This is a genomic window from Acinetobacter sp. VT 511, assembly GCF_001077515.1.
Classification (GTDB): Bacteria; Pseudomonadota; Gammaproteobacteria; order Pseudomonadales; family Moraxellaceae; genus Acinetobacter; species Acinetobacter schindleri.
This window is the reverse complement of record NZ_LFRE01000071.1, coordinates 1-24,320: the sequence shown is the minus strand read 5'-3', so window position 1 is coordinate 24,320 and position 24,320 is coordinate 1. Positions and strand designations below refer to the sequence as shown.

At 42.9% G+C, this 24,320-nt stretch carries 18 protein-coding genes and 1 tRNA gene; 14 read left to right on the top strand and 5 right to left on the bottom strand.

Annotated features, from left to right (window positions below; translation table 11 throughout):
• Positions 1-36 precede the first annotated feature (36 nt).
• A complete protein-coding gene (locus ACS72_RS10755; protein ID WP_048882106.1) occupies positions 37-867 on the top strand; it encodes a peptidoglycan DD-metalloendopeptidase family protein in 831 nt (276 codons plus the stop codon).
• Between the two features lie 92 nt (positions 868-959).
• The gene (locus ACS72_RS10750; protein WP_048882105.1) at positions 960-1,889 is read left to right on the top strand and encodes a LysR family transcriptional regulator; all 930 of its coding nucleotides are present in this window, start codon (positions 960-962) and stop codon (positions 1,887-1,889) included.
• A gap of 60 nt (positions 1,890-1,949) precedes the next feature.
• Here the strand turns inward: ACS72_RS10750 and ACS72_RS10745 are convergent, their stop codons facing one another.
• Positions 1,950-3,161, bottom strand: a complete 1,212-nt coding sequence (locus tag ACS72_RS10745; protein ID WP_048882104.1) for an aspartate aminotransferase family protein — start codon at positions 3,159-3,161, stop codon at positions 1,950-1,952.
• Between the two features lie 198 nt (positions 3,162-3,359).
• Here ACS72_RS10745 and grxD point away from each other — a divergent pair, with 198 nt between their 5' ends.
• Positions 3,360-3,701: a Grx4 family monothiol glutaredoxin gene (grxD, locus tag ACS72_RS10740; protein ID WP_004810457.1), complete on the top strand. Its 342-nt coding sequence runs from the start codon at positions 3,360-3,362 to the stop codon at positions 3,699-3,701.
• A 93-nt stretch (positions 3,702-3,794) separates the two neighbouring features.
• Here grxD and ACS72_RS10735 read toward each other — a convergent pair whose 3' ends face one another.
• Entirely contained in the window at positions 3,795-6,419 is a 2,625-nt protein-coding gene (locus ACS72_RS10735) for a Lon protease family protein (RefSeq protein WP_228156212.1), read from the bottom strand.
• Positions 6,420-6,663: 244 nt separating this feature from the next.
• On the opposite strand from ACS72_RS10735, the gene ACS72_RS10730 reads away from it, so the two are divergent.
• The 4 genes from ACS72_RS10730 (at position 6,664) to rpmE (ending at position 10,768) form a co-directional block, all read left to right on the top strand.
• The gene (locus ACS72_RS10730) at positions 6,664-8,826 is read left to right on the top strand and encodes an MFS transporter (protein ID WP_048882112.1); all 2,163 of its coding nucleotides are present in this window, start codon (positions 6,664-6,666) and stop codon (positions 8,824-8,826) included.
• A gap of 1 nt (position 8,827) precedes the next feature.
• On the top strand, positions 8,828-9,229 hold the full coding sequence (gene gloA / locus ACS72_RS10725) for a lactoylglutathione lyase (protein ID WP_004810451.1): 402 nt from the start codon (positions 8,828-8,830) through the stop codon (positions 9,227-9,229).
• A 133-nt stretch (positions 9,230-9,362) separates the two neighbouring features.
• Positions 9,363-10,343, top strand: a complete 981-nt coding sequence (locus tag ACS72_RS10720; protein WP_048882102.1) for a bile acid:sodium symporter family protein — start codon at positions 9,363-9,365, stop codon at positions 10,341-10,343.
• A 200-nt stretch (positions 10,344-10,543) separates the two neighbouring features.
• Positions 10,544-10,768, top strand: a complete 225-nt coding sequence (rpmE, locus tag ACS72_RS10715; protein WP_004782616.1) for a 50S ribosomal protein L31 — start codon at positions 10,544-10,546, stop codon at positions 10,766-10,768.
• Positions 10,769-10,856: 88 nt separating this feature from the next.
• Here rpmE and ACS72_RS10710 read toward each other — a convergent pair whose 3' ends face one another.
• From ACS72_RS10710 to epmB, 3 genes are read right to left on the bottom strand one after another with little or no spacing between them, the layout of a single operon-like run.
• The gene (locus ACS72_RS10710; RefSeq protein WP_048882101.1) at positions 10,857-13,046 is read right to left on the bottom strand and encodes an EAL domain-containing protein; all 2,190 of its coding nucleotides are present in this window, start codon (positions 13,044-13,046) and stop codon (positions 10,857-10,859) included.
• Positions 13,028-14,773 carry a hypothetical protein gene (locus ACS72_RS10705; RefSeq protein ID WP_048882100.1) on the bottom strand — a complete coding sequence of 582 codons (1,746 nt, stop codon included), beginning with the start codon at positions 14,771-14,773 and terminating at the stop codon, positions 13,028-13,030. Before ACS72_RS10705 ends, ACS72_RS10710 begins: the two co-directional genes overlap by 19 nt.
• 12 nt (positions 14,774-14,785) lie before the next feature.
• The gene (gene epmB, locus ACS72_RS10700) at positions 14,786-15,802 is read right to left on the bottom strand and encodes an EF-P beta-lysylation protein EpmB (RefSeq protein WP_048882099.1); all 1,017 of its coding nucleotides are present in this window, start codon (positions 15,800-15,802) and stop codon (positions 14,786-14,788) included.
• Between the two features lie 378 nt (positions 15,803-16,180).
• Between epmB and efp the strand changes: the two genes are divergently transcribed.
• The 7 genes from efp (at position 16,181) to ACS72_RS10665 (ending at position 23,801) form a co-directional block, all read left to right on the top strand.
• A complete protein-coding gene (gene efp, locus ACS72_RS10695; RefSeq protein ID WP_004810438.1) occupies positions 16,181-16,750 on the top strand; it encodes an elongation factor P in 570 nt (189 codons plus the stop codon).
• Positions 16,751-16,920: 170 nt separating this feature from the next.
• Positions 16,921-19,020 carry a carbon starvation CstA family protein gene (locus ACS72_RS10690; RefSeq protein ID WP_008306591.1) on the top strand — a complete coding sequence of 700 codons (2,100 nt, stop codon included), beginning with the start codon at positions 16,921-16,923 and terminating at the stop codon, positions 19,018-19,020.
• 10 nt (positions 19,021-19,030) lie between these two features.
• The gene (locus ACS72_RS10685; RefSeq protein WP_004810433.1) at positions 19,031-19,333 is read left to right on the top strand and encodes a YbdD/YjiX family protein; all 303 of its coding nucleotides are present in this window, start codon (positions 19,031-19,033) and stop codon (positions 19,331-19,333) included.
• A 463-nt stretch (positions 19,334-19,796) separates the two neighbouring features.
• The gene (locus tag ACS72_RS10680) at positions 19,797-20,756 is read left to right on the top strand and encodes a MoxR family ATPase (RefSeq protein ID WP_004810431.1); all 960 of its coding nucleotides are present in this window, start codon (positions 19,797-19,799) and stop codon (positions 20,754-20,756) included.
• A 10-nt stretch (positions 20,757-20,766) separates the two neighbouring features.
• Positions 20,767-21,672, top strand: a complete 906-nt coding sequence (locus ACS72_RS10675) for a DUF58 domain-containing protein (RefSeq protein WP_048882098.1) — start codon at positions 20,767-20,769, stop codon at positions 21,670-21,672.
• A gap of 10 nt (positions 21,673-21,682) precedes the next feature.
• A complete protein-coding gene (locus tag ACS72_RS10670) occupies positions 21,683-23,692 on the top strand; it encodes a DUF3488 and transglutaminase-like domain-containing protein (protein WP_048882097.1) in 2,010 nt (669 codons plus the stop codon).
• Between the two features lie 32 nt (positions 23,693-23,724).
• Positions 23,725-23,801 (top strand) — tRNA-Val (locus ACS72_RS10665).
• Positions 23,802-24,320: the final 519 nt, after the last annotated feature.

Below are 24,320 nucleotides of genomic sequence, written 5' to 3'. Positions count from 1 at the left end.
GTTTTTTAAACCGTATAGATGTTAGAGAGGAAGATAATGTTCCTGGTGTCACCGAAACGCTTTATTGCTTTGCCTACAGGCCTGATTAAAACGTTAGTACTCACAACAGCAGTGGTTTCAGCAGTTATCGTAACTGGGTGTGCAACCAAACCTTATATTAATAATTCCGCACGTTATGCTGCAGCACCTGATTTTTATACGGTTCGTTCAGGTGACACGCTAAGTGGCATTGCAGCACGCTATGGTCTGAGTTATATCAGTGTCGCGGAAATGAACGACATTCCTGAGCCATACCGTATTTATGTCGGTCAATCGATCCGTTTGAAAAATACCAAACGCAGTACGACTACTCAAGTCGTTGATACTTCAGCGCCTATCCAGCGTAAAACTGTCGTGGCTCCAACACCGGTAACTCCAGCGCAGACCACTGTTAAAACGACACCATCAATAACACCAAAAGTCACTACACCTGCTCCAGTAACAACTGTACCTTCATCCGGATTACGTTGGGTAAAACCATCGAATGGTGCAGTATTGCAGCAATACAATCTGGCTTCAAATATTAAGGGCATACGTTACGCAGGTAATGTTGGTGATCCGGTATTTGCCGCTGCTGATGGTCAGGTAGTGTATGCCGCTGACGGTCTAAAAGAATACGGCAATCTGGTACTGGTCAAACATATTAATGGCTACATCACTGCGTATGCACATAACAGTAAACTTAACGTGAAAAGTGGTCAAAATGTAACCGCAGGCCAGAAGATTGCAGAAATGGGTTCAAGTGGTACAACCCGTACCATGCTTGAATTCCAGGTACGTCTGAATGGAAAACCGGTGAATCCTGCATCCGTTTTACCGAATAGTTGAATAAAAAGGTGAAAATGCTAAATTTCACCGTATAATACAATGAGTTGCTTTTATCAAAGGATGAAGCACCTCATAAGTTTAGAGGGGAATTTATGTTAGATCAACTTCGAGCAATGGGCGTATTTGCTTGTGTTGTAGAGAAAAACTCGTTTAGCGGTGCTGCACGTGAACTGGGTATTACCACCAGTGCCGTAAGCCAGCAGATTCGATCGCTGGAGCAGGACATGGAAGTGATTCTCCTGAACCGTTCCACACGAAAATTGAGTTTGACTGAAGCAGGCCAGGCTTTTTTCTATAGCTGCCAGGAAATGTTATCCGCTGCTGAACGTGGCAAAGTCCGTATCAATGAGCTGCGTGATGATCTGGTTGGTGACCTGCGTATCGTCGCAACTGCAGAACTGTGTTCAATGCATGTGATTCCGGCATTGTCGCACTGGATGTCTGCGCACCGTGGTTTGACAGTGCAGTTTGAAACACAAGATCAACCGCTTGACCTGAAGGATAGTCGTGTTGATATTGAACTGCGCCTTGATCAAGTCATCGACGATAGCAATGTTGAAGTCGTTCCACTCATTCAGATTGAACAGATTTTGGTAACAGCTCCGAGTTACATCAATCAATCTGTTTTAATTACACAGCCGGATGATCTGAAGCAACATGACATTTTGTCACTCAGTCATTTAAACAATCATCAACAATTTTATTTCCAGCATGTCAATACAGCCCAAAAAGTTGAACTTGAACTGAGCTCACGACTAAACACCAATAACAGTATTGTGGCGAAGTCGATGTGTCTGCATGGCAATACCATTGCCCGCATGTCATATCTGGATGTACAAAAAGATTTAATAAACGGCTCTTTGATTGAAGTCCTGCCTGAGTGGAAATTACAACCATTTACGCTATATGCAGTCATGCCAAAACGTGAACAACAACCTATAAAAATTCTCCGTTGTCTTGATACCTTGAAACAATATTTTGGCCAGTTGTCTGGCGGACGTTTGTTGCAAATCGCATCATAAACCGCAAAGAATTAAAAAAGCCGCTTGATGCGGCTTTTTATGTTTCTGGCTTTTAAGAAATTAAGCCAGATATGCTTTAATCATTTTAACCAGACGTTCAATCAGTTGATCAGCCTGTTCCTGAGTAATGTTCAGGGTAGGCAGTAGACGTACCACATTGCCTGCAGTTACGTTGATAATGATTTTATATTCATCACGCGCGATATCTACCAGTTCGCCACATGCTTTTGGCAATTCAATACCGATCATCAGACCAAAACCACGAACAGTGATATGCTGATCACCAAGCTGGCTACGGATTTGCTCAACGATATAAGCACCTTTTTCAGCTGCATTCGCCACGATATTTTCTTTTTGCATAATATCAAGGATGGTATAAACAATACGTGAACCTAGTGCTGTACCGCTGTAGGTTGAACCATGGTTCCCGGCAGTTAAAACACCAACACCACGTCCTTGGGTCATCACCGCACCAATCGGAAAACCATTACCCAGACCTTTTGCAGTGGTCAGTACATCTGGAACAATGTTGGTATGTTGATATGCAAAATATTTACCGGTACGGCCATTACCTGTCTGAACTTCATCCAACATCATCAGCCAGTTATGCTGGTTGCACAGTTGACGGATTTCTTCCAGGTAGCTGAAGCCTTGTGGTGCAGTGTTGACACCGCCTTCACCTTGAATCGGTTCAACGAAAACAGCTACGATGTCAGGGTGATTAATTGCTGCTTCCTGAATCGCTTCGATATCACCAAATGGTACGCGGATAAAGCCTTCAACCAGCGGTCCAAAACCTTCCTGAACTTTTTTGTTACCTGTCGCTGAGAGGGTAGCCAAAGTACGACCGTGGAAAGAGTGGTCAGCCACAATGATTTTTGGTGTAGTGATGCCTTGCATATGGCCAAATTTACGTGCAATCTTGATTGCACCTTCATTGGATTCTGCACCGCTATTCGAGAAGAAAATTTCTTCCATGCCTGAAACTTCAGCCAGTTTTTGTGCAGCAGCAGTCTGCCATGGTACTTCAAACAGGTTGCTGGTGTGAATCAGGGTGGCGGCCTGTTCAGCAATTGCTTCAGCAAGTACCGGGTGGGCATGACCCAGCCCACATACTGCAATACCGGTCAGAGCATCTAGATACTCAGTACCATCTTCAGTATAAAGATAAGCACCTTGTCCTCGGACAAAACTGATCGGCTGACGGCCAAATACCGGCATCAAGTGTGAAGGTTGATCAGTTTGCACAGGAGCAAGGGTAATGTTCTTCATGACTAACTCTTATCTGTTAGGTGGATTGAAAATTGAAGTCATAGATGCCATATATAGACATAACGACAGGACCTATATAAGCAAAATCTCAAACAGAATAAAAGCTGAATTGTAAATAAAACATGAAATATTGTTTTAGACATACTGTTTTAGTTCATTTTGAGTATAATGCGAAGCAGATTTATTGAGGATATATCAATGACTGAACAAGCACGCGATACAGAAGCGTTAATTCGTGACCAAATTGCCAAACACGCAGTACTTCTTTATATGAAAGGCACACCACAATTCCCACAATGTGGTTTCTCTGCTCGTGCGGTTGAAGCACTCAGTCAAATTGGTCGTCCATTTGCTTATGTGAATATTCTGGAAAACCCAGACATTCGCGCAACTCTTCCAGTTATTGCGAACTGGCCGACTTTCCCACAATTGTGGATCAATGGTGAATTGATCGGTGGTAGCGATATCATGCTCGATATGTTCCAGAAAGGTGAATTGAAGTCTTTAGTTGAACAATACAGCCCGGCACCTGAAGCTTAATAGTTTTATTAGACTTGCAGATGTTAAAAAGCGCTTCCAGAGAAGCGCTTTTTTATGACTGAAATTTAACACTTAAAGTGGAAAGGGGCAGGATTAGTTTTCTGCCTTATTCTCAGAGGTTTCAGATTTTTCCAGTTCTTCTGATTCAGCCGCAAGTGCTGCTGCAAGCGCATCTGGATCTGCCTGAATATCCTTTACTGGTGCTTTGTCTTTTTTCTTTTTCTTCTTTTTTTTCTTTTTCTTTGGCTCTTCTTCCTCAAGCTCGGCACCATCTTCAATAGCTTGCCAGTAATCCAGTTGCTCCATCACCGCAGCATAAATTGAATGCTTGCTATAGCGGCCTTTCTTGTCCAAGGTTCCGACTGGACGTGCCATTAGAATTTCCAGTGCCTGATCGATGGTATCAATCGCATGAATATGGAACTGACCTGCTTCAACTGCTGCAATTACATCTTTACGCAGCATCAGATGCTGCATGTTTTGACGTGGAATAATCACACCTTGCTTGCCAGTCAAGCCTTGCAATTTGCAGGCATCGAAGAAACCTTCAATCTTGGCATTTACCCCACCAATTGGCTGTACCTGACCGAGCTGGTTCATGGAACCGGTAATCGCCCAAGACTGGTCAATTGGCAGCTGGCTAATGGCTGAGATCAATGCAGAGAGTTCAGCTACAGTAGCACTGTCACCATCCACCTGACCGTAACTTTGTTCAAACGCCAGAGCTGCAGAGAAGTGCAGGGTTTGTTCACGACCGAAATGCGCTTTCAGGAAAGATGCCATCAGCAATACGCCTTTGGCATGTAGTGAACCACCGAGTTCCACGCTGCGCTCGATATCCAGAATGTCACCACCACCTTGATAGACCGATGCAGTTAAACGTGAAGGTAAACCAAATTCCACGTCCGCATAGTGAATGACAGAAAGGGCATTGATCTGACCAAGACGGTGACCACGTGTCTCAATCAGCTGGGTACCACGAGACAGATCTTGCCAATATAGCTCACGTAAATAGCCTAAGCGATATTTGCGATGATCCAGGGCAGTATTGATGTGTTTTTCTGAAACCATTTTGTCATCAGCTTTAAAGGCATGATGATGCGCTTCACGAATCAAATCACCCAAAGTCAGCGCATGTAATGACAAGGAGCTTTGGTCTTCAGCCTGACGGCTTGAATCAGTCAATAAGGCAGCCAAGGCAGAACGGTCAAAAGGCAACAGTTTGTCTGCCTGAACGTAATCAGCAATGAGCTGCATATAGGCCTGCTCATTTTCGTCATTACGTTGTAATGTATCTGTAAAGTCAGCACGGATTTTAAAGATACTGCCCAGCTCAGGTTCGAGCTCCAGAATTTCATAATAGATTTCTGGTTCAGCTAACAATACGATCTTGATATCAAGTGGAATTGCCGCTGGCTCAATTGAAATACTGCCCGTTAGCGTTAGCATATGTTCCAGAGAAGACAGTTTCAGCTGACCAGATTTCAATGCACGTTTTAGGCCTTGCCATGCATACGGTTGTTCTAAGAGTTGCTCGGCTTCAATCATCAGGAAGCCACCATTGGCACGATGCATTGAGCCCGGACGGATCAAGGTGAAGTCAGTGGTAATCGTACCGTTCTGGGTTAACTGTTCTACATGACCGAGCAGGTTGTAATGGGTTGGGAAATCTTCAAAGATTACCGGCGCACCGCTGTTTGGCTTATATGTCACAATGACATTGGCTTGATAACGGGACGGCACACGACTGAACAGGCCAGGAGTAAAGTCATCTTCTTCCTGTTCCAGCACAATCTCGACATTATTAATGATGTCTTCCGCATAGAATTTCAGATATTTATCCAGGCCTTCTACATCTTTAAATTTAGCCAGCATCTGTTCAACACGCGGTACAACCACCTGTTTGGCAATCTCACGGTTGAGTACCTGTACACGGTCACGGGCATCATCTTCCAGATCACCGAGGTGCAGGCCTAGGCGTTCCAGTTTTTTATCCATGTAACGCATGTTGGATGCAATTTCAGCACGATCTTTATTGCTCAGTGCATTCAGATCATCTTGTGTCATTTCCTGTAACTTGTCATCTTTGAGATGAACCGGTACAAAACAGTGCTCATCATTGCGAGAGATCAGCTTTAAATCGAATTCTTCACCTTCACGGGTCAGTTCAATCAGCGCTTGCTGCTGTTCATCACCGGTTTGCTGACGGATCATCTCAATACGGTTGTAATAGGTTTCCGCAGTAAAACGACGTTCCAGCTGTTTAAGAATGGTTTGCCAGCTTTGATGCAGCATCGCCTGGAATTTAGGACCTTGACCTGCAGGAAACTGCAATGCAATCGGCTGACGGGAATTCTGGAAATTATTAACATACACCCAGTCATTTGGTGTTGCTACTGTTTTGGCATGTTGCTGTAGCAGACGTTTGACCATGGTGCGCTTGCCAAGACCTGCGGTTCCGACAGCAAAAATATTATAGCCTGAATATGGCAGGGCAATCCCGGCTTCAACTGAGGCACGTGCACGATCCTGACCAAGAAAATTATTGAGTGGTTTAATACGCTTGGTCGACGCCGGAATTTTATCCAGTTTTGGAATATGTGTCAGTTGCGTGGGCTGCAAGCGGGTTTTTTCAAGAGTAGGTTGTATTTCGCTTTGTTCAAATGCTGTCTTTAATAGTTCAGCATGGTTTTGTTGTGCAGTTAGGGTAGTGTTAATCGTATTGGCGGTTATTGAAGAATGAATTTGATCGAGTCTCTGGGTCACTGTTGATGTCCAAAACGAAATAGTGCATTAATGATTTAAGGTATACAGAATTAGCCGGAAAATTCAAGCCAACATGTCGCTTTTGGCGTAAAAAAATAAAATGATCTATGCAGAGAAAATGGTAAATCTTGTTGAAAGATCCTGTATTAAAGGATTGAATAGCAACTACTGGTTTTTTGCGGAAAATAATAAAGCAATGACAACACAAACGACGGGTTGGAAATCCGCCTTTACAGCTTTCTTGGATCGGCGTGCGCTGATCATGCTGTTTCTGGGTTTTTCAGCGGGTGTCCCGATTCTTCTGATCTTTTCAAGTCTGTCTCTCTGGCTCGGTGAAGCGGGTATTAGTAAAAGTGCAGTAACTTTCTTTAGCTGGGCTGCCTTGGGTTATTCCTTTAAGTTTGTCTGGGCACCACTGATTGATGAACTACCAGTGCCATTCCTGACTAGGGCTTTAGGTCGACGTCGTGCCTGGTTGCTGATCGCACAAATTCTGATTGTCTGCGCGATCTGTATTATGGCTTTTTCAGATCCGGCTTTAGGACAACTACATCTTCAGCAGATGGCGCTTGGTGCAGTCTTGCTTGGCTTTTCCGCAGCAACTCAGGATATTGTGATTGATGCCTACCGTATTGAACTGGCAGAAACCCAGATGCAGACCGTGCTGGCTGCAACTTATAACGCAGGCTACCGTATTGGTATGATTGTCGCTGGTGCGGGCGCATTGTTCCTTGCCGCTTACCTAGGTACCGCAAAAGGTAACTATATTTATGATGCCTGGAAATGGACCTATTTGGCCATGGCTGCGGTGATGTTGGTGGGGATTATCACGACGCTGTCAATCCGTGAACCGCAGGTCGATCGTGTACGAAAAACCTATATACGCAGTGATTATTTCCGCCTGGTCGGGGTGTTTTTTGTCGCGGTCATTAGCTTTGTATTGAGCTATGTATATTCAGGTAATCTGGTGAGCATGTTGACTGAACAGTTTGCCATTCAGGATACCTTTGCATTATTTACTTTTGAATCTTTGCGTTTTATCGGATCTGGTGCAGTCGCATTCGGTGTGGGTGCCGCCTTGGTGAAACTGGGTGCGGTGAACCGGGAAATGGCCTATGAAACCTGGGTCAATCCTGTTGCAGATTTCTTCAAGCGCTATGGCCTAAAACTGGCTTTGGTCCTGTTATTGCTGATTGGTTTTTATCGTGTTTCAGACATTATTGCTGGTGTGATTTCTAATGTGTTCTATCAGGACATGAACTTTAGCAAGGAGCAGATTGCTGAAGCAGTGAAGGTCTATGGGGTGATCTTTTCCCTCTTAGGTGGTTTCCTGGGAGGATTATTGGCCCAGAAGATGAATATCATGAAGCTGATGTTTGTCGGTGCCATTCTGGCCTGTTCTACCAATCTGATCTTTATTGGTTTGGTTAAATCCGGGCAACAGCTAAATCCGGTAGATATTCAGGTTGGACAGCAACACTATCAGGCAGACACGGATGAAGTTGGTTACTGGAAAGTGAAAGTACCAGTACAGGTATTGGCTGATGCCAAGCAGATTCAGGTTCAGGCGGCTTATGCCAATGCTAATACGACTGATAGTACAGTTAGTCTGTCCATGCCATATTTGCTGCAGACTTCAGGTAATGCACAGCTGCAGATTCTACCAATTACCAGCGACAATACCCTTCATGCTAATGAAGAAGGGAGTATTGTGGTTCGTGGTCAATATGTCGGTGAAGCTTTACAAGATAATCAAAAGATCATTTATGAACTGAATGATGAGCGTTTTGAAGCCAAGCTGGAAGAACAGGGGGTGTTTAGTACAGCTATTCCAGCAGAAAAACTGAAATCTGCGCCAGCGCATTTAATCAGTGTGGTATTGATGGAGGATGAGCGAGCTGTTCAGCAAGTGACACATGTCTATCAGACGAGCAATGATGCTAAAAATACCAAGATGCTTGATGTCGATATCCAGCCACTGGTTCCTGTGGATGTGAATCGTAATACTGATATTGAAGTGACAGGCAAGGTGATCAAGCCATATAGCGATGCCTGGCTGTATTTTGCGATTATCGTCGACAACCTGGCTGCCGGTCTGGCAGGTGCAGCATTTATTGCCTTTTTATCCAGCTTGACCAGCGTATCTTTCACTGCAGTCCAATATGCGATTTTTAGCTCACTTATGACACTAACCCCTAAGATTTTAGGGGGATATTCAGGTACTATAGTCACCAATATCGGTTATCCGAACTTCTTCCTGATGACCACATTGATCGGGATTCCGATTCTCATTTTAGTGGTCTGGGTTGGAAAATTACTCGGTGAACACCAACAACAATCTGGCAATAAGGATGAATAATATGCGCATGCTGCATACCATGTTACGTGTAGGCAATCTGGAACAGTCACTAAAGTTCTATACTGAAGTGCTTGGTATGACTTTACTTCGTAAGCGTGATTATGAAGAAGGTCGTTTCACTCTGGCATTTGTAGGTTATGGTGATGAAGAGAACCATACCGTGCTCGAGCTGACACATAACTGGGATACAGACAGTTATGAACTTGGCAATGCTTATGGCCATATTGCGATTGCAGTCGATGATGCCTATAAAGCCTGTGAAGAAATCAAGGCACGTGGTGGCAAGGTGGTTCGTGAAGCAGGTCCAATGAAAGGCGGTGTAACCGTTATTGCATTTGTTGAAGATCCAGATGGTTATAAAATTGAACTGATTCAGCAGGACCATAATGCACGTAATAACTAAGTGTGATATGTGAAATGTATTCATGTAGAGATGAAAAGATTACATCAATCTGAGTGCATAGCCTGGGCCCGGTATCTGTTAAGATAGCCGGGCATTTTTATATCAAACAATAAAATCTAAGGGATGAAGGGATATGCTTAAGTTATTGGCATTGGACCGTTTTACTATACTGCTTTTTATAATGGTGATACTTGCCAGTTTTGTTCCGGTATCAGGACAGGCGGCTGAAGTCTTTTCATCTATTACCACGATTGCCATTGCTATCTTATTCTTTCTGCATGGTGCCAAGTTATCACGTGAGGCCGTAGTTGAAGGATTGATGCACTGGAAGCTGCATACCTTGGTGTTCGCATTTACTTTTGCACTGTTTCCTGTAATTGGTCTGTTGGCCAAGCCGGTCCTGGTTCCGTTATTGGGTCAGGAACTGTACTGGGGCTTCCTGTTTATGTGCTTCCTGCCATCAACAGTACAGTCTTCGATTGCCTTTACTTCAGTGGCACAGGGTAATGTCGCCGGTGCAGTGTGTAGTGCCTCATTTTCCAATATTGTTGGTATGTTTATTACTCCGATATTAGTAACCTTTTTTATTTTGGGTCAGTCACAACATGGTTTTGATCCCACCTCATCTATTATGCAGATCACTTTACTGCTTCTGGTGCCATTTATCCTTGGGCAAATTCTGCGTCCTTGGGTATTTCCACAAATGAAGAAAATGCCAGAAATCGTTAAGATTTTTGATCAGAGTTCGATTCTCATGGTGGTTTACGGCGCATTCAGTAGTGCCGTTGTGGCAGGGCTGTGGCATCAGGTAAGCTTAACGACCTTATTACTGCTCATTATTGCCTGCTCAGTCTTACTGACTTTGGTGATGCTGCTGGCCCTGTTTGTGCCGCGCTGGATTGGTTTTGATAAAGCGGATCAGAAAACTATTTTTTTCTGTGGTTCCAAGAAAACTTTAGCCAGCGGCGTGCCGATGGCACAAATCCTGTTTATTGGTCAGCCAATTGGCATGATTGTATTGCCGATCATGATTTTCCATCAAATTCAGCTGATGGTTTGCGGCATTGTTGCCAATATGTGGTCCAAACAGGTTGAAGTTAAAACTGAAGAATAATTCGCTTATTAAATTTGTTTCACGTATAATATTGCCCAACTTGTTGTGCTTAGCTCTGACGGTATCCGTCTCGGTGGGCCAAAAGAATGGTCTGTTGTGGTGTTGATCTGCCTGAATTTGATTCTGGCCTTTCCTCAGTTTCTGAGAGTGATCAATTGCGATGACAGCAAAACCTTCTTGATCTTTATGGAGAATCGACCATGCGCGCCGATATTCACCCAAAATATGAAAAACTAGTTGCTACTTGTTCATGTGGTAACGTAATCGAAACTCGTTCAGCTGTTGGTAAAGAAACGCTTTACCTAGACGTATGTTCAGCTTGCCACCCATTCTACACAGGTAAGCAAAAGAACGTTGACACTGGCGGTCGTATCGACAAGTTCAAACAACGTTTTGCTGGTATGTCACGTTCTGTTAAACGTTAATACCCAAAATGAAAAAAAACGGGCAATTTGCCCGTTTTTTTGTGCCTGAAATTTGTGAATTCAAAATATTCAGACTTGGTACAGGCGCTTAGCGCTCCTGTACATCGATCAGATGATCCAGTTTTTTCTGGAAGTAATCTCCTTGAATGAAGCGTGCATCGACATTCCAGGCATTGGCAAAGGAAGTCATGTCATTCAATTCACGTAACAGGAGATAAACTGGTTTGATTTCCAGATAGCCAGTAATTTTTTCTTGCAATTCCTCGGTATTGGAATTCAATTGCGCAGTGAGCTGTGGATGGATCGTTAAGGCATTTACATCCATTTCACGGAGCAAAGTCTCACTATACATCGAATTGCCGAATTCACGAATCGCAATCTCTGCGCCATGGTCACGCAGAATACGGATATATTTCTGCGCATCCTCGCGGTTCAGAATCAGATCCTCTTCAGCAAATTGTAAAGTGAGAGGATGCTTTAATTTACTGCGAATAATCATAATCAGCTTGGAGATAAACTCAGGAAAACTACGGTCTTTGAAGAGCACGGCACGATTCAGGTTTACGATCAAGCGGGCTTCAGGATATTGGGTGATAAAGTTATGCAGTTGCTTGCAAGACTCAACCAGAATCCAGCGATCTAGCTTGATTGAAAGTTCATCATCTTCACGCAGTTCCAGTAGCTTGGAAATATCCTGCCATTTATTTTCAAAAATAAAACCGCTCGTAACCTCATAGGTATACAGGTTGCTATCTTCCTTATCATACAGCTGCTGATATTTCAGATGGATTTCGCCACGCTCCAGGCATTGACGCAGTGCATGCAGGATTGAACCTGGCATCGCTACAGGTGCTGCCGCCGTGGCTGGTGTTACAGGCGTTGGAACTGGTGCAGATACTGGACTAGAGGCTGACTGGGCTGCAGCTGGTTCGGCAATACTGAATTCCAGACTTGGAACAGTTTCTGCAGGTGCAAGCATATCCGATGGAATATCCAGCACAAATTCGGAAGACTGTTGTGCTTGAGGTAATGGTGTAGAGAAGGCACGAGCAATATACTGATCCAGCTGTGCCTCATCATGTAGTTCACCGTCAAGCTTGGTATAACCGATGCGTAAGTTCAGAGAGCAGGTCTGCTGATTGACTGTAATCAACTGCGGTTTGGTTAATGCAGCTAACCCAATCAGTTTAGATTCCAGAATTTCCTGAGAATCGGCCTGAATGACACCGACCAAGACATCATGTTCCAGTTTAAACAGCGATACACGAACCTGTTCTTTCAGGAAGTTCTTAACTTCATGGAAGTAGCCTGTGTAGATCGCCCAATCTGCATTGAGAATTTGAGGCTCATAAGCAGCAAAAGAGAAGGTGATCAATGCATTGGCATTGGCAGGTTCGCGGTTCAGCTCGCGTTTTAGTAATTGTAACGTACTTGGCTTGACTGCTGCTTTTTCAGTTGTTGTAGCAGATTGAGTTTTCGCAGTATCAATCGTTAGCTGTAAAGCATCTTCTTCACTGGTAGAAGCCAGGAACTCAAGCTTGAGGGGGTTGACTGCAGCAATCTTTGGATTGGTTGAATGAATTTCAAAACCACCCAGCTCGAACTGACCTTGGGAAATTTTCTTAAAACGGGTCTTAAATTCGTTTAAATCTTGTGGCTGTAACAGATCCAGTAAAGGCAAACCGATAATGTCATCTTCAGAATTCAGGCCAAACAGTTTCAGGTAATCTTCATTGGCCTGAATGTGAATGCCTTCCTGAATGGTGGCTACCGCTTTGTTACTGTCCTCAACCAGTAATTGTGCCTGAGTTTGTGCTGTTTCCAGCTCTTCTATTAAATGTTGCTGCGACTGGGTCAGACGGCTGAAAGACAGGGCACGTACCAGACCGAGGTAAAAGCGTTCTGGATATTCCAGATTCAAAATGTCATACACACCTTTCTGGATATAACCGGTATATTGATTAGCCTGATAGTCATCAGGTTTAAGCAGCAGAATCGGCAAGTTTGGCTGTTTCGATAGGCGTACCAGACTGAGTGCCTGTTCATATTTCAGGTCATACGCACGGCCAAAGATGATCAGGTCCCAGTTGAAATTCAACTGCTTTTCAAAGTTCTGCAGGTCATCCAGTAGAACTGCATCCACCTGATATTCATTGGCGGTCAACAGATCACGAATCTGGTTAAATCTAATTTGATTATCATCAATAATCAGTAAACGTGTTTCCGTACGTTTTAACTTTTTAGACAATAATGGATTTCTCACTTCAATGCTTCCCATAAGTCGTGATTATTGATTTCATTCATTTGCTTGTGAATAAAGCCTTTAATGATCTGTTCTTCCTGATCATTCAATAATTCATAGTCAAATCGAATAAAGCTTTGTGTGATCAGCTGTGCTTTGGTCAGATAGATTTTTATTTCACGACCATCAACACGCAGGTGAATCGTCTGTTTTTCCCTAAACATCTGTACACCTGACACAATAATACTATTCGAAATCTGATCCAGTTGGGTTGTCTGTACCAGTAAAGCTGGCTGATAATTTTTCAGATGACGGTCAGTCCGTGCATAAACTGCACATGGGAAAAGGTCTTGCGCCAGAATTTCCAAGCCTAGTTCCAGACTTTTTTCTGTTGACTGTTTGATCCAGCGGATCACACCACCACGCCATTGGCTTTGGGCATTTTCCTGAACCAGAATAAATTCGCCGGTTTTCAGATTCGATGGGGTAAAGCCGGTCCACTTAATCCGGTAACCATTGACGCTGATGTCCAGCACTTCGGCATGGTGAATCTGCTTGGCTTCACGATCTAAGGCTTTGATATGACTAAACGAACCTGGTACAGCATTTTCTGATGCGCTGACAAAGCTACTTTCACTCTGGAAGTTATAGCCGCCTTCAACATCTAGGGTTTCATGGAAGTTTTTGCCCTGAGACAGGTAGAAATGTGCAGCCGACAAACCAAAACAAATATTGATATGCGCTGAGTATTCATAACGCTCATGACGACGTTCCATGGTCGTGGTTAACAGGTTATAGATATGGAAATGTAGTGCTGGCGTGAGGAACAATTTTTCATTACGCGACAGATACTGGGCATTTTTGGTTTGTGTACCCGCCAAATGTTCCATCAGGTTCTGAGTGGCAATAAATATGCTCGGCTTGAAATGATCATTCAGACGCGAGTTATATACTGGTGGCAAGTCTTTGCTGCTGTCGACTGCATAGCGGGACAGGGTAGTTTCTTTAGGTAAAACCTGAACCAGTTTGGTCCAGTCAAAACTGCAAAGATACAGTCCTTGAATTTCTGCAGGTCGGATTTGATGAGTATTAAAGATTTCCAGCAGGATCAGCTGTGCATACGCATTCGAAATATTCTGTAGCTCATGCTGAGTACCCAGGACCTGATTGATATTGCTCTGATGGAAATTATTTTGCATTGCAATTTCAAGTAGCTGATGAGCTGCAAGCCATTGGCCCATCACTGGCTTGCCATACAGCATATGCTGTTGATACAGCAGCAGGCTGAGCTGTTGCAAGGCATAGTAAATCGAAACCATACGTGCCGTGGTCAGACTTTTCTTTTTTCCCAGTTTAAATAAGGAAAAACTGCTGTGATTCAGCTCATGATTACAGCGCTTGGCAATATCAATATAGGCCTTGGCAAAATGACTACGCAGCAGCATTGCCAGTTCAATAATCTGGTCATTACGGTCAGTAGTAATCAGACCTTGATTGACGAAGTGTTTTTCCAGGCTGGTCAGTACATTTTCAAGAGTCGGATGCAGTACCTGAATCAGGTCAAAACGCAGGGTTTCAGAGCACTTCAGCTCAGAGATTTCCAGTAGGGCACTGAACAGTGACTTGGAGGATGTCCCCAGTTGCAGGATCGAAATTCCTGCAACCCATTCCTGCAAGGCTTTTACATTGGCTGGACAAAAGCTCAGTTGATCCAGTTTAAGTTCCGTCGGCGTTTGAAAAATATCTGAATTATGTTTACTCATTTATTATTTAACTCAAAATGTTGAAACCCCAAAAAGCGGTGTCTTATTTTTTTCGCCCGCAATTTCCCGAACAAGTTTAGGTACCAAATACCCGGGTAAGTTCGCTAAAACTTCTGTATAAATCTCGTTTATATGCTTAGGTGACAAATCAAAATGATGCGCCCCTTTTACTTTATCAAGTACATGTAAATAATACGGCATCACTCCGGCTTCAAACAAGCGATAACTTAAATCGACCAAAACTGGTGCAGTATCATTTACTCCTTTGAGTAACACTGCCTGATTAAGTACGGTAATCTGCTGCTGAACCAACTGATTCAGTTTGCTACAGGTGTAATCATCCAGCTCAGATGCATGATTTGAGTGTACCACCAGAATAATACGTAGCCTACTGTTTTTTAACATGCTTGTCAGCTCGTCATCGATTCGGCTTGGGATTACAATCGGAACTCGTGAATGTATTCTTAAGAATTTAAGTTGAGTTAAAGTTTCCAGACGTTCAATCCAGAGTTTTAATTTCCGGTTAGAAAGAGTGAGTGGATCACCACCACTCAGGATCACTTCATTAATATCTGGCTGGCTTAGCAGATAGCTTTTAATATTTTCCCAGTCTTCATTCTTGGGTAAATTTTCTTGATAAGGAAAGTGACGTCTAAAGCAATATCGGCAATGTACGGCACAGGCTCCGGTCAGGGTCAACAGAAAACGTGACTTATATTTATGCAGGACACCTGGCTGCTGGTTAGCCTGTTCTTCACCCAAAGGGTCGGTAACAAAACCCGGATGCTCTTCCAGTTCCAGATGATGTGGCAGGACTTGCAGTAACAGGGGATCAAGTGGATTGCCAGTCTGCATTTTGCCAACAAAAGCACGTGGCACCCGTAACTTGAATTGTTCTGATGCCAGAATTGCGCCAGAAAGTAGCTGCTCAGGTGAGAGTTTCAGTTGTTGTAATAATTCCTGCGGATTTGTGATCAAGTCACTCAGTTGTGACTGCCAGTTTTGTTCCTGATAGAAAAAGTCTGTCATGTGGGAAGAATAAAGTAAAAGTGGAAGCGATGAAGCTGAAGCGATTAGTTTAACAGTTTATATATAGTATGAATGTGCCTGTATTGGATAAAGTTTGACGTATTAGTTGAGCAGATTATATAAAGCTTTGTCTTAATGATCAGCAGATGGTAGGGGCTGAATAATTTGTTCATTGATATGTCTGACTGTAACTTAGTCAGTGAAGGTCTGTTAAATAGGAATTTTTCGTTGCGGCATAGTGTATTGGTCATTTAGAATACGCAACATTAAATGAATGTGCATGTGGCAACTACATGTTCGTGTCAGACTTGCTAAATGACATTGCAACAGCCCATAGCATCAATAGATTAAAGTTAGTAAGTTTGGAGTGCGCCAGTCATGGCCTATTATTCTACGAATGATTTCAAGTCAGGCCTTAAGGTTATGCTTGATGGTAACCCATGTTCAATCATGGAAAACGAATACGTAAAACCAGGTAAAGGCCAAGCCTTCAACCGCGTAAAATTACGTAACCTTAAATCAGGTAAAGTGTTAGAGAAAACATTTAAGTCTGGTGACTCACTAGAAGCTGCTGACATCGTAGAAGTAGAAATGGAATACTTGTACAACGATGGCGAAATGTGGAACTTCATGGATCCAGTATCTTTTGAACAGATTGCAGCAGATAAAATCGCGATGGGCGATGCAGCAAAATGGTTAAAAGATGACTCTAATGAAAAATGTACCATCATGCTTTGGAATGGCGTTCCTTTAACAGTGAATGCACCAAACTTTGTGGTATTGCAAATCGTTGAGACTGATCCAGGTGTACGTGGTGATACTTCGGGCGGTGGCGGTAAGCCAGCGAAACTGGAAACAGGTGCGGTAGTACGTGTTCCATTATTTGTTCAGCAAGAAGATAAAGTTCGTGTTGATACACGTACAGGTGAATACCTAGAACGTGCATAATGGTCTGAAAATAGACTATTATCAAAGGGGATGATGAAAATCATCCCCTTTTTTATGCCAAAGTCTTAGAGGAATTCGAAAGGAACAAGCGTAAAGTCGCAAGGGAAAACAGCAGTACCTCGAATAAAAAAATCACGCTGATTTATATGCTTCACAATATGAGGGATGGAATGGAAACTTTACAACAGAAGTCAACCATGACTTCGAAAATCATCTGGCTCCTGGTAGCCATAGTCGGGGCAGTCTCCTTCGGGATACTTGCACTCAGTCGTGGTGAGCATGTGAATGCAGTCTGGCTGGTACTGGCCGCAGCCTGTGTGTACAGCATCGCTTACCGTTTCTACAGTTTATTTATTGCCAATAAAGTTTTTGAACTGAATGCACGCCGTTTAACACCTGCCCATCGTCTGAGTGATGGTCTGGATTATGTGCCGACCAATAAAAGCGTGTTATTCGGTCACCATTTTGCTGCGATTGCCGGTGCGGGCCCTTTAGTCGGTCCAATCCTTGCAGCACAGATGGGTTATTTGCCCGGGACTATTTGGTTATTAGTCGGTGTGGTACTTGCCGGTGCAGTTCAGGATTTTCTGGTACTGTTTATTTCAACTCGTCGTGACGGTCGTTCACTGGGTGAAATGGCAAAACAGGAACTAGGTACTTTTGCCGGTATTATTGTCATGCTCGGTGCCTTAGGCGTGATGATTATCATCCTGGCGGTATTGGCGCTAGTCGTTGTCAAAGCCTTAACCAACAGCCCATGGGGTGTATTCAGTATTGCTGCGACGATTCCGATTGCAATATTTATGGGTATTTACATGCGCTTTATCCGTCCAGGACGAATCGCAGAAGTCTCCATTATTGGTTTCGTGTTGATGATGTTCGGCATTATCTACGGTGAAAATATTGCTCAACACCCATACTGGGGTCCATTCTTTACCTTGTCAGGTACTGAACTGACTTGGGCATTGATTATCTACGGTTTCATTGCTTCTGTATTGCCGGTATGGTTGTTACTTGCACCGCGTGATTACTTATCTACCTTCCTGAAAATTGGCGTGATTGCGGGTCTGGCGATTGGTATTCTGTTCGCGATGCCAGAAATGAAACTGCCAGCAATTACCAAATTTATTGATGGTACTGGTCCTGTATTTGCAGGTTCAATGTTCCCATTCCTGTTTATTACCATTGCCTGTGGTGCGATTTCCGGTTTCCATGCACTGGTTTCATCAGGAACCACACCAAAGCTGGTCAACAACGAACGCGATATCCGTATGATCGGTTATGGCGGTATGTTAATGGAATCTTTTGTGGCGATCATGGCCTTGATCTGTGCTGCGATTCTGGATCCAGGCATTTACTTCGCGATTAACTCGCCAGTCGCATTACTTGGTACTACGGCAGAAAGTGCAGCAGAAGCAGTACGAACCCTTGGTTTCGTAGTAACCCCTGAAGCCTTGACTTTGCTGGCACAGGAAGTCGGTGAAAACTCGATTCTGTCGCGTACTGGTGGTGCACCGACTTTCGCGATTGGTATGGCGCATATCATTACCGAAATCTTCAATAGCCGTGAAATGATGGCATTCTGGTATCACTTTGCGATTCTGTTTGAAGCATTATTCATCCTGACTGCTGTTGATGCCGGTACTCGTGCCTGTCGCTTTATGGTGCAGGATACCGTGGGTATCGTGATTCCTGCAGTAAAACAATCTCATAACTTCTTCGGAAACCTGTTGGGTACTGCGGTTGCAGTTGCAGGCTGGGGCTTCTTCGTTTATCAAGGCGTTGTCGATCCACTCGGTGGGATTAACAGCTTATGGCCACTGTTTGGTATCGGTAACCAGATTCTGGCTGCAATGGCACTCATTCTGGGTACTGTGATTCTGTTCAAAATGAAAAAACAGAAATACGTTTGGGTGACGATTATTCCAACTGTATTCCTGTTCATTACCTCAATGACTGCGGGCTGGCAGAAGATTTTCCATGAAAATCCGAAGATCGGTTTCCTTGCGCAAGCTGACCGTTTTAACACGGCAATTGCCAATAATGAAATTCTGGCACCAGCAAAAACCGTGGCTGAGATGCACACAGTAGCATTGTCGAATCAGATCAATGCGGGTCTATGTGCTTTCTTTATGATTGTTGCTTTCGTCATGCTGTTTGCTGCAATTGGTGTGATTCGCCGTGCTTTGGCAAATCCGGAACCAACTGTACATGAAGCTGAAGCGATTTATCGTGATCCTGCTGAGATCAAACCTACAGCACATCACTAAGGAGACTGGTATGAATCTGAAATTTGCCAAAGGCGGAAAAGCGGTGATCTACAAGATCATTAAAATGACCGTCATGTCGCAAAAGGATTTAATCCTGAATCCGAAAAACTGGTCACGTATCGCGACGCTGTGGCAACGTTTGCAGCAGAGTTTCCGTTTGATGGTTGGAGTACCGGATTATCAGACCTATCTGGAACATATGAAAAAACATCATCCAGATTTGGAAGCGATGGATGCCAAAACTTTCTATCGTCATTGTGTGGATGCACGTTATCCCTCTGCTGGCGGTGGCATGAAAAAATGTCCATGTTAATGAATCAATAAAAACAGCGCCTTTCGGGGCGCTTTTTTTACATTTTACAAAATCTAGAAAGATAAGATATTAGATGGTTATACAAGTCTATGCGCTGATTTATATTTATCATCAAGTTTAAACTTTATACAAATAGCTTAAAAATATACTTTTAAGATATGGCTTTTATACCTGTAAAAATGAGAATGATAAATTCGTTTCGTGACTTTGGAAATGTAGAGCAACCTAATTAGATTGCTTGAGGTAATTTATCTTTACTGAAGGATTGGAATATATTTTAAGCAGCTTCTAACTTTAGAGAAGTTAATTTCCGAGATTGAAACTTTTAAATGAACCACTTTTTATTTGATATTTTTGATGATTAGGTAAATGACTCAGTGTAAAGATATATTATTGATCTTTAGTGTGGTTTAAATTCAGTGTATGTTAATCACAAGTATCTATTTTAATGAGAAAATTTGTGATGTGGGGCATAAAGCAAAAAGCAAATCATGATATAGCGCACATAAATACTCAGCTTGAACAGCAGATTGCCAGCTATGCTCCCAGTATTGAAAAATTCCTTAAAGAAATTAATGCAATTGTGCTGGATAAACAGGCACAAACCCGACTGGCATTGTGTTGCCTGATTGCTGGTGGACACGTTCTGTTTGAGGATTTACCGGGTTTAGGTAAAACCACATTGGCAAGCAGTCTGTCTCATCTTGCCGGCTTAAAGTTTCAACGGATTCAGTTTACCAATGACATGCTTGCCAGCGATGTAATTGGCATCAACATGTTTAATCAGAAAGAACATCAATTTGAGTTTAAGCAGGGTCCAATCTTTACCCAGATTCTTTTGGCGGATGAAATTAACCGTTGCAGCCCCAAAACCCAAAGTGCTTTGCTGGAAGCGATGGAAGAAGGTTATGCGACAGTCGATGGAGTACGTTATGCCTTGCCTAAACCATTTTGGGTGATTGCAACACAGAATCCATTATTCCAGAGCGGAACGTATGCTTTGCCAGAATCCCAGCTAGATCGGTTCTTGATGCGTTTATCTTTAGGTTATCCATCCCGACATGCAGAAAAACTGTTATTGCAGCAAGAATCCCGCTTTGCCCTAATTGCAACCTTGGCCTATGTGTTCCGTGAAGAGCAGATTTTAGAGCTGCAGCGACTGGTCAATCAGATCTATATCAGCGAACCTATACAGGAATATTTGCTGGATCTGGCTGAAGAAACCCGAAAAAACCGTTATGGATTATCAACACGTGGCTTATTGGCATTAAAACGGGCAGCTCAGGCACATGCTTTGATTGAGAATCGTGCTTTCATCACACCGGATGATGTACAGGCTGTGTTTGTGGCAGTGGCTTCGCATCGTTTAGGGTTAAGTGAGGCAGAAACCTTAAATCTCATGCAGCAAGTGGCGATAAGCTAGGAGCCAGATCTTGGGAAAGTTTTGGCAGACCTGGTTAAGTAAACGTTTTCAGTTTGCACAGCAAAAACAGCTCTCACAACGTGATGTGCTGGTCTTTATCTATCAGCAGGGCTATCTGTATCTGGTACTTATTTTCATCACCTTTATTGCAGGTGTAAATTATGCCAATAACCTGATTCTAGGTTTTTGCTTTCTAATCAGTGCCGTACTGTGTATCAGTTTTTATCTGACTTTTAAACAGCTGCATGGATTGAGTATCGAACTGCTTACGGATGAAATCGGGCAGGTGGGACACGACCTGAATCTGCATTTCCATTTTCAGCAACCGGTCGCACAATCACGATATCTGTATATTCAGGCAGGTGAACAGTTTTATAAGATCTTGGTCAATCAGACCAGGCAAAAATTCAGCTTTTCCTTTTATGCTGAACAGCGTGGAAAATTTGTCTATCCGGCCATTCAAATATATTCAGTCTATCCTTTTGGACTGGTAAGAGCTTGGACCTATCTTTATCACCAGCGCCTTGCCTGGGTAGCACCGAAAGCCCAGTATTCGACTACTGAAAATAAGCAGCATTTGCCAAGTTTTGAGCCAGAAATGGATGAGTTTCGAGAACTACGAAGTTATCAGGAAGGGGAATCATTGCAGGCTGTTTCCTGGAAACAGGTAGCGCGTGGGCAGGGTTTGTATATTAAGGTCTTTGAACAATATCAGAACCAGCACAGTATAGAGATTCATTATGCACATATGCCAAGCCCTTCGCATGAAGAAAAGCTGGAATGGATGATGGGGCTGATCGAACAATGTGAACAACAGCAATTGGCTTATAGCCTGCATTTGCCCCATGCAGAACTGGCTTCAGGTTATGGCGCTGAACAGATGCATCAGGCCAAGCTTCTATTGGCACAGGCTTAAGAGGATAGACATGATGAATGCAAATATCCGCACAGCCATTTTGCTCAGTCTCAGTTTAATTCTGGCTGTACAGGTGAGTTATCTACCTGCAGGACTCAGCATCATCTTTGCCCTGATGCTGGTATTGCTCTGGCTGAATCTGAGAAAGCAAAAGACTTTTCCTAAAAAATGGACCCTGTTGCTGACAGTCGTAGCACTTGCAGTTATTTATTTTACGCATCAAAGTTTTTTGGGTGTAGATGCGGGTGTTGCCGTGCTCTCCACTTTCTTATTTGCCAAGGCTTTTGAAACCCGTACTAAACGTGACCTGATTATTTTATTTAACTTTGCCCTGTTTGTGGCGGCGAGTACTTTCCTGTATAGCCAGTCTTTTATCATGGCTTTTGGGATTCTGCTGTGCTTACTAAGCTGTTTCATTGGCTTATATCGTATTCAGATAGGTGAATTTGAGCAGGATTTACAGGCTCAGGAGAACGCATTAAAACAAGATGCTAAACATGTCGGCAAATTTGTACTCTATGCACTGCCATTTTTTATTTTACTCTTTATCTTTTTTCCACGTTTGCCACCGATGTGGCATATCCCCATTCCTGAAAATAAAGGGGTCACCGGAATTAGTGACAGGATGTCTCCGGGGGATATTGCCCAGTTATCTCAGTCGAGTGCATTAGCGTTCCGAATTATAGGCGATGTAAGCAAGCTACCTCCGCGTGCAGAATTATACTGGCGTGCCTTGGTATTAGATGAATATGATGGTCAAACCTGGACCAGTAGTGCAATCAATCAGCAGCCACAAATCCGCCAACAGAATGATTCTGCCTCATTGGCATCGGGCTGGGATTATCAGTATCTGGCTTCGGATCCATCCGTACTCTGGGTGATGGGATTGGATAAATCAGTCCCTTTAGAGCGTCGTTATTATAACCGTTATGATTGGGGAATTGTGCCGCGCCGTTTAACTCAGCGTGTGGAACCGATTCAGCTACGCTGGGTGGGAACAGAGGTAGAGCAGCCTAATTTAAATGCTAACTATCTGCAATATATGAATACCCGAACGCCTGCTCAATATGATTCTCAAACTCAGGCACTGGCAGCAAATTTAGTTAAACAGAGCGAGGGTAGTCAACAGCGCTATATTCAAAATGTGTTGAATTGGTACCGGGCGAATAATTTTGTATATACCTTAACTCCAGGAACATTAGGCCAAAACCGGGTGGATGAATTTCTGTTTAATGCGCGCCGTGGTTTCTGTGAGCACTACGCATCCAGTTTTGTCATGCTAATGCGTTATGCAGGAATACCAGCACGTGTGGTCACGGGGTATCAAGGTGGTTCACTCGCACCTGATGGCAAGAGTTGGGAAGTGCGCCAGATGGATGCGCATGCCTGGACTGAAGTCTGGGTGAACCAGCAATGGCAGCGAATTGATCCTACTGCCATTATTGCTCCACAACGTATTGATAATGGTATGCAAAACTTGATGTCTGAAAATTCAGCAGTTTTAGGTGAGGGTAGAACATGGACAACACAGCAATATCAGTTTATGACCAAGTTGAGGGTCTGGAGTGACTATGCCAGTTATCAGTGGCAAAGTAAGGTGGTAGGTTATAATGCAGATTCACAACGCAGCTGGATGTCTAAACTTGGCTTGAACTCTGCTTATGCAGCTGTGTGGATACTTATAATAGGTATTTCATCTTTGATCGCATCTTATTTCTTATGGATTTATATTCAAAAGCGAAGACAGAATTCACCATTCGAGCTAGCCATAGAGCAGCTTAATCGTTCCCTGCTTATTCAGATGCGTAAGCAACCGGCTGAAACATTTAAACAGTGGATGCTTCGAATATCAGCTTCCTTAAGCTCAGATCAGGTTACGTCTTTTTATGAAGCTATACAAATCTATGAGAGAAATCAATTTTCAGCTTATAAGCCTGACCAAAAGGATATTCATAAATTTAGGTACTTGCTTAAAAATTGTGCATGTGCACTGAAAAATAAAGGAAAAAACTTGTCTTAGGATTCAAAAATTTATAATATGCGTAGCATTCTAGGTGTATAGCTCAGTTGGTTAGAGCGCTACGTTGACATCGTAGAGGTCTCCAGTTCGAGTCTGGATATACCTACCAAAATTTTAAAACTTCTAAATACTATAGCATTTTTTATTTTAAGCCTTTTTATATAATCTAATTTAGCCATATAGAAATTCTTCTTTTATTATTCTGATTTTGCTATTTCCTCTCTAGACATTAAGTTTTTTATAGATTATTTTTTAGATGGAATCTTCAACAAATTATAAATTATTATTAAGTCCTTGCTTATTAGGAACAATAACTTGTTTCATCATTAATTATAATTTCCTGTTTTTTAATATTTTCTTAAAAAATAATAATTGCTCTCTATTTAATTGAGGCGAATTTATAAATTTAACGTAATGATTAAAAATATAAGAATATATGAAATTTAGCATAATAATGCATTAAAAATAGAACTGGTTAATATATAGTCATTGGCGCAAAATTTCTATTTGATTTGAATCTAGGCAGAGTAAAACTTGAAGTGCGACATAAACCACCTAATTAATTTAAAGGGTTTATGGAGTATATAAAATTGTCATACCATCATCTTAACTTTGAAGATCGTACTGC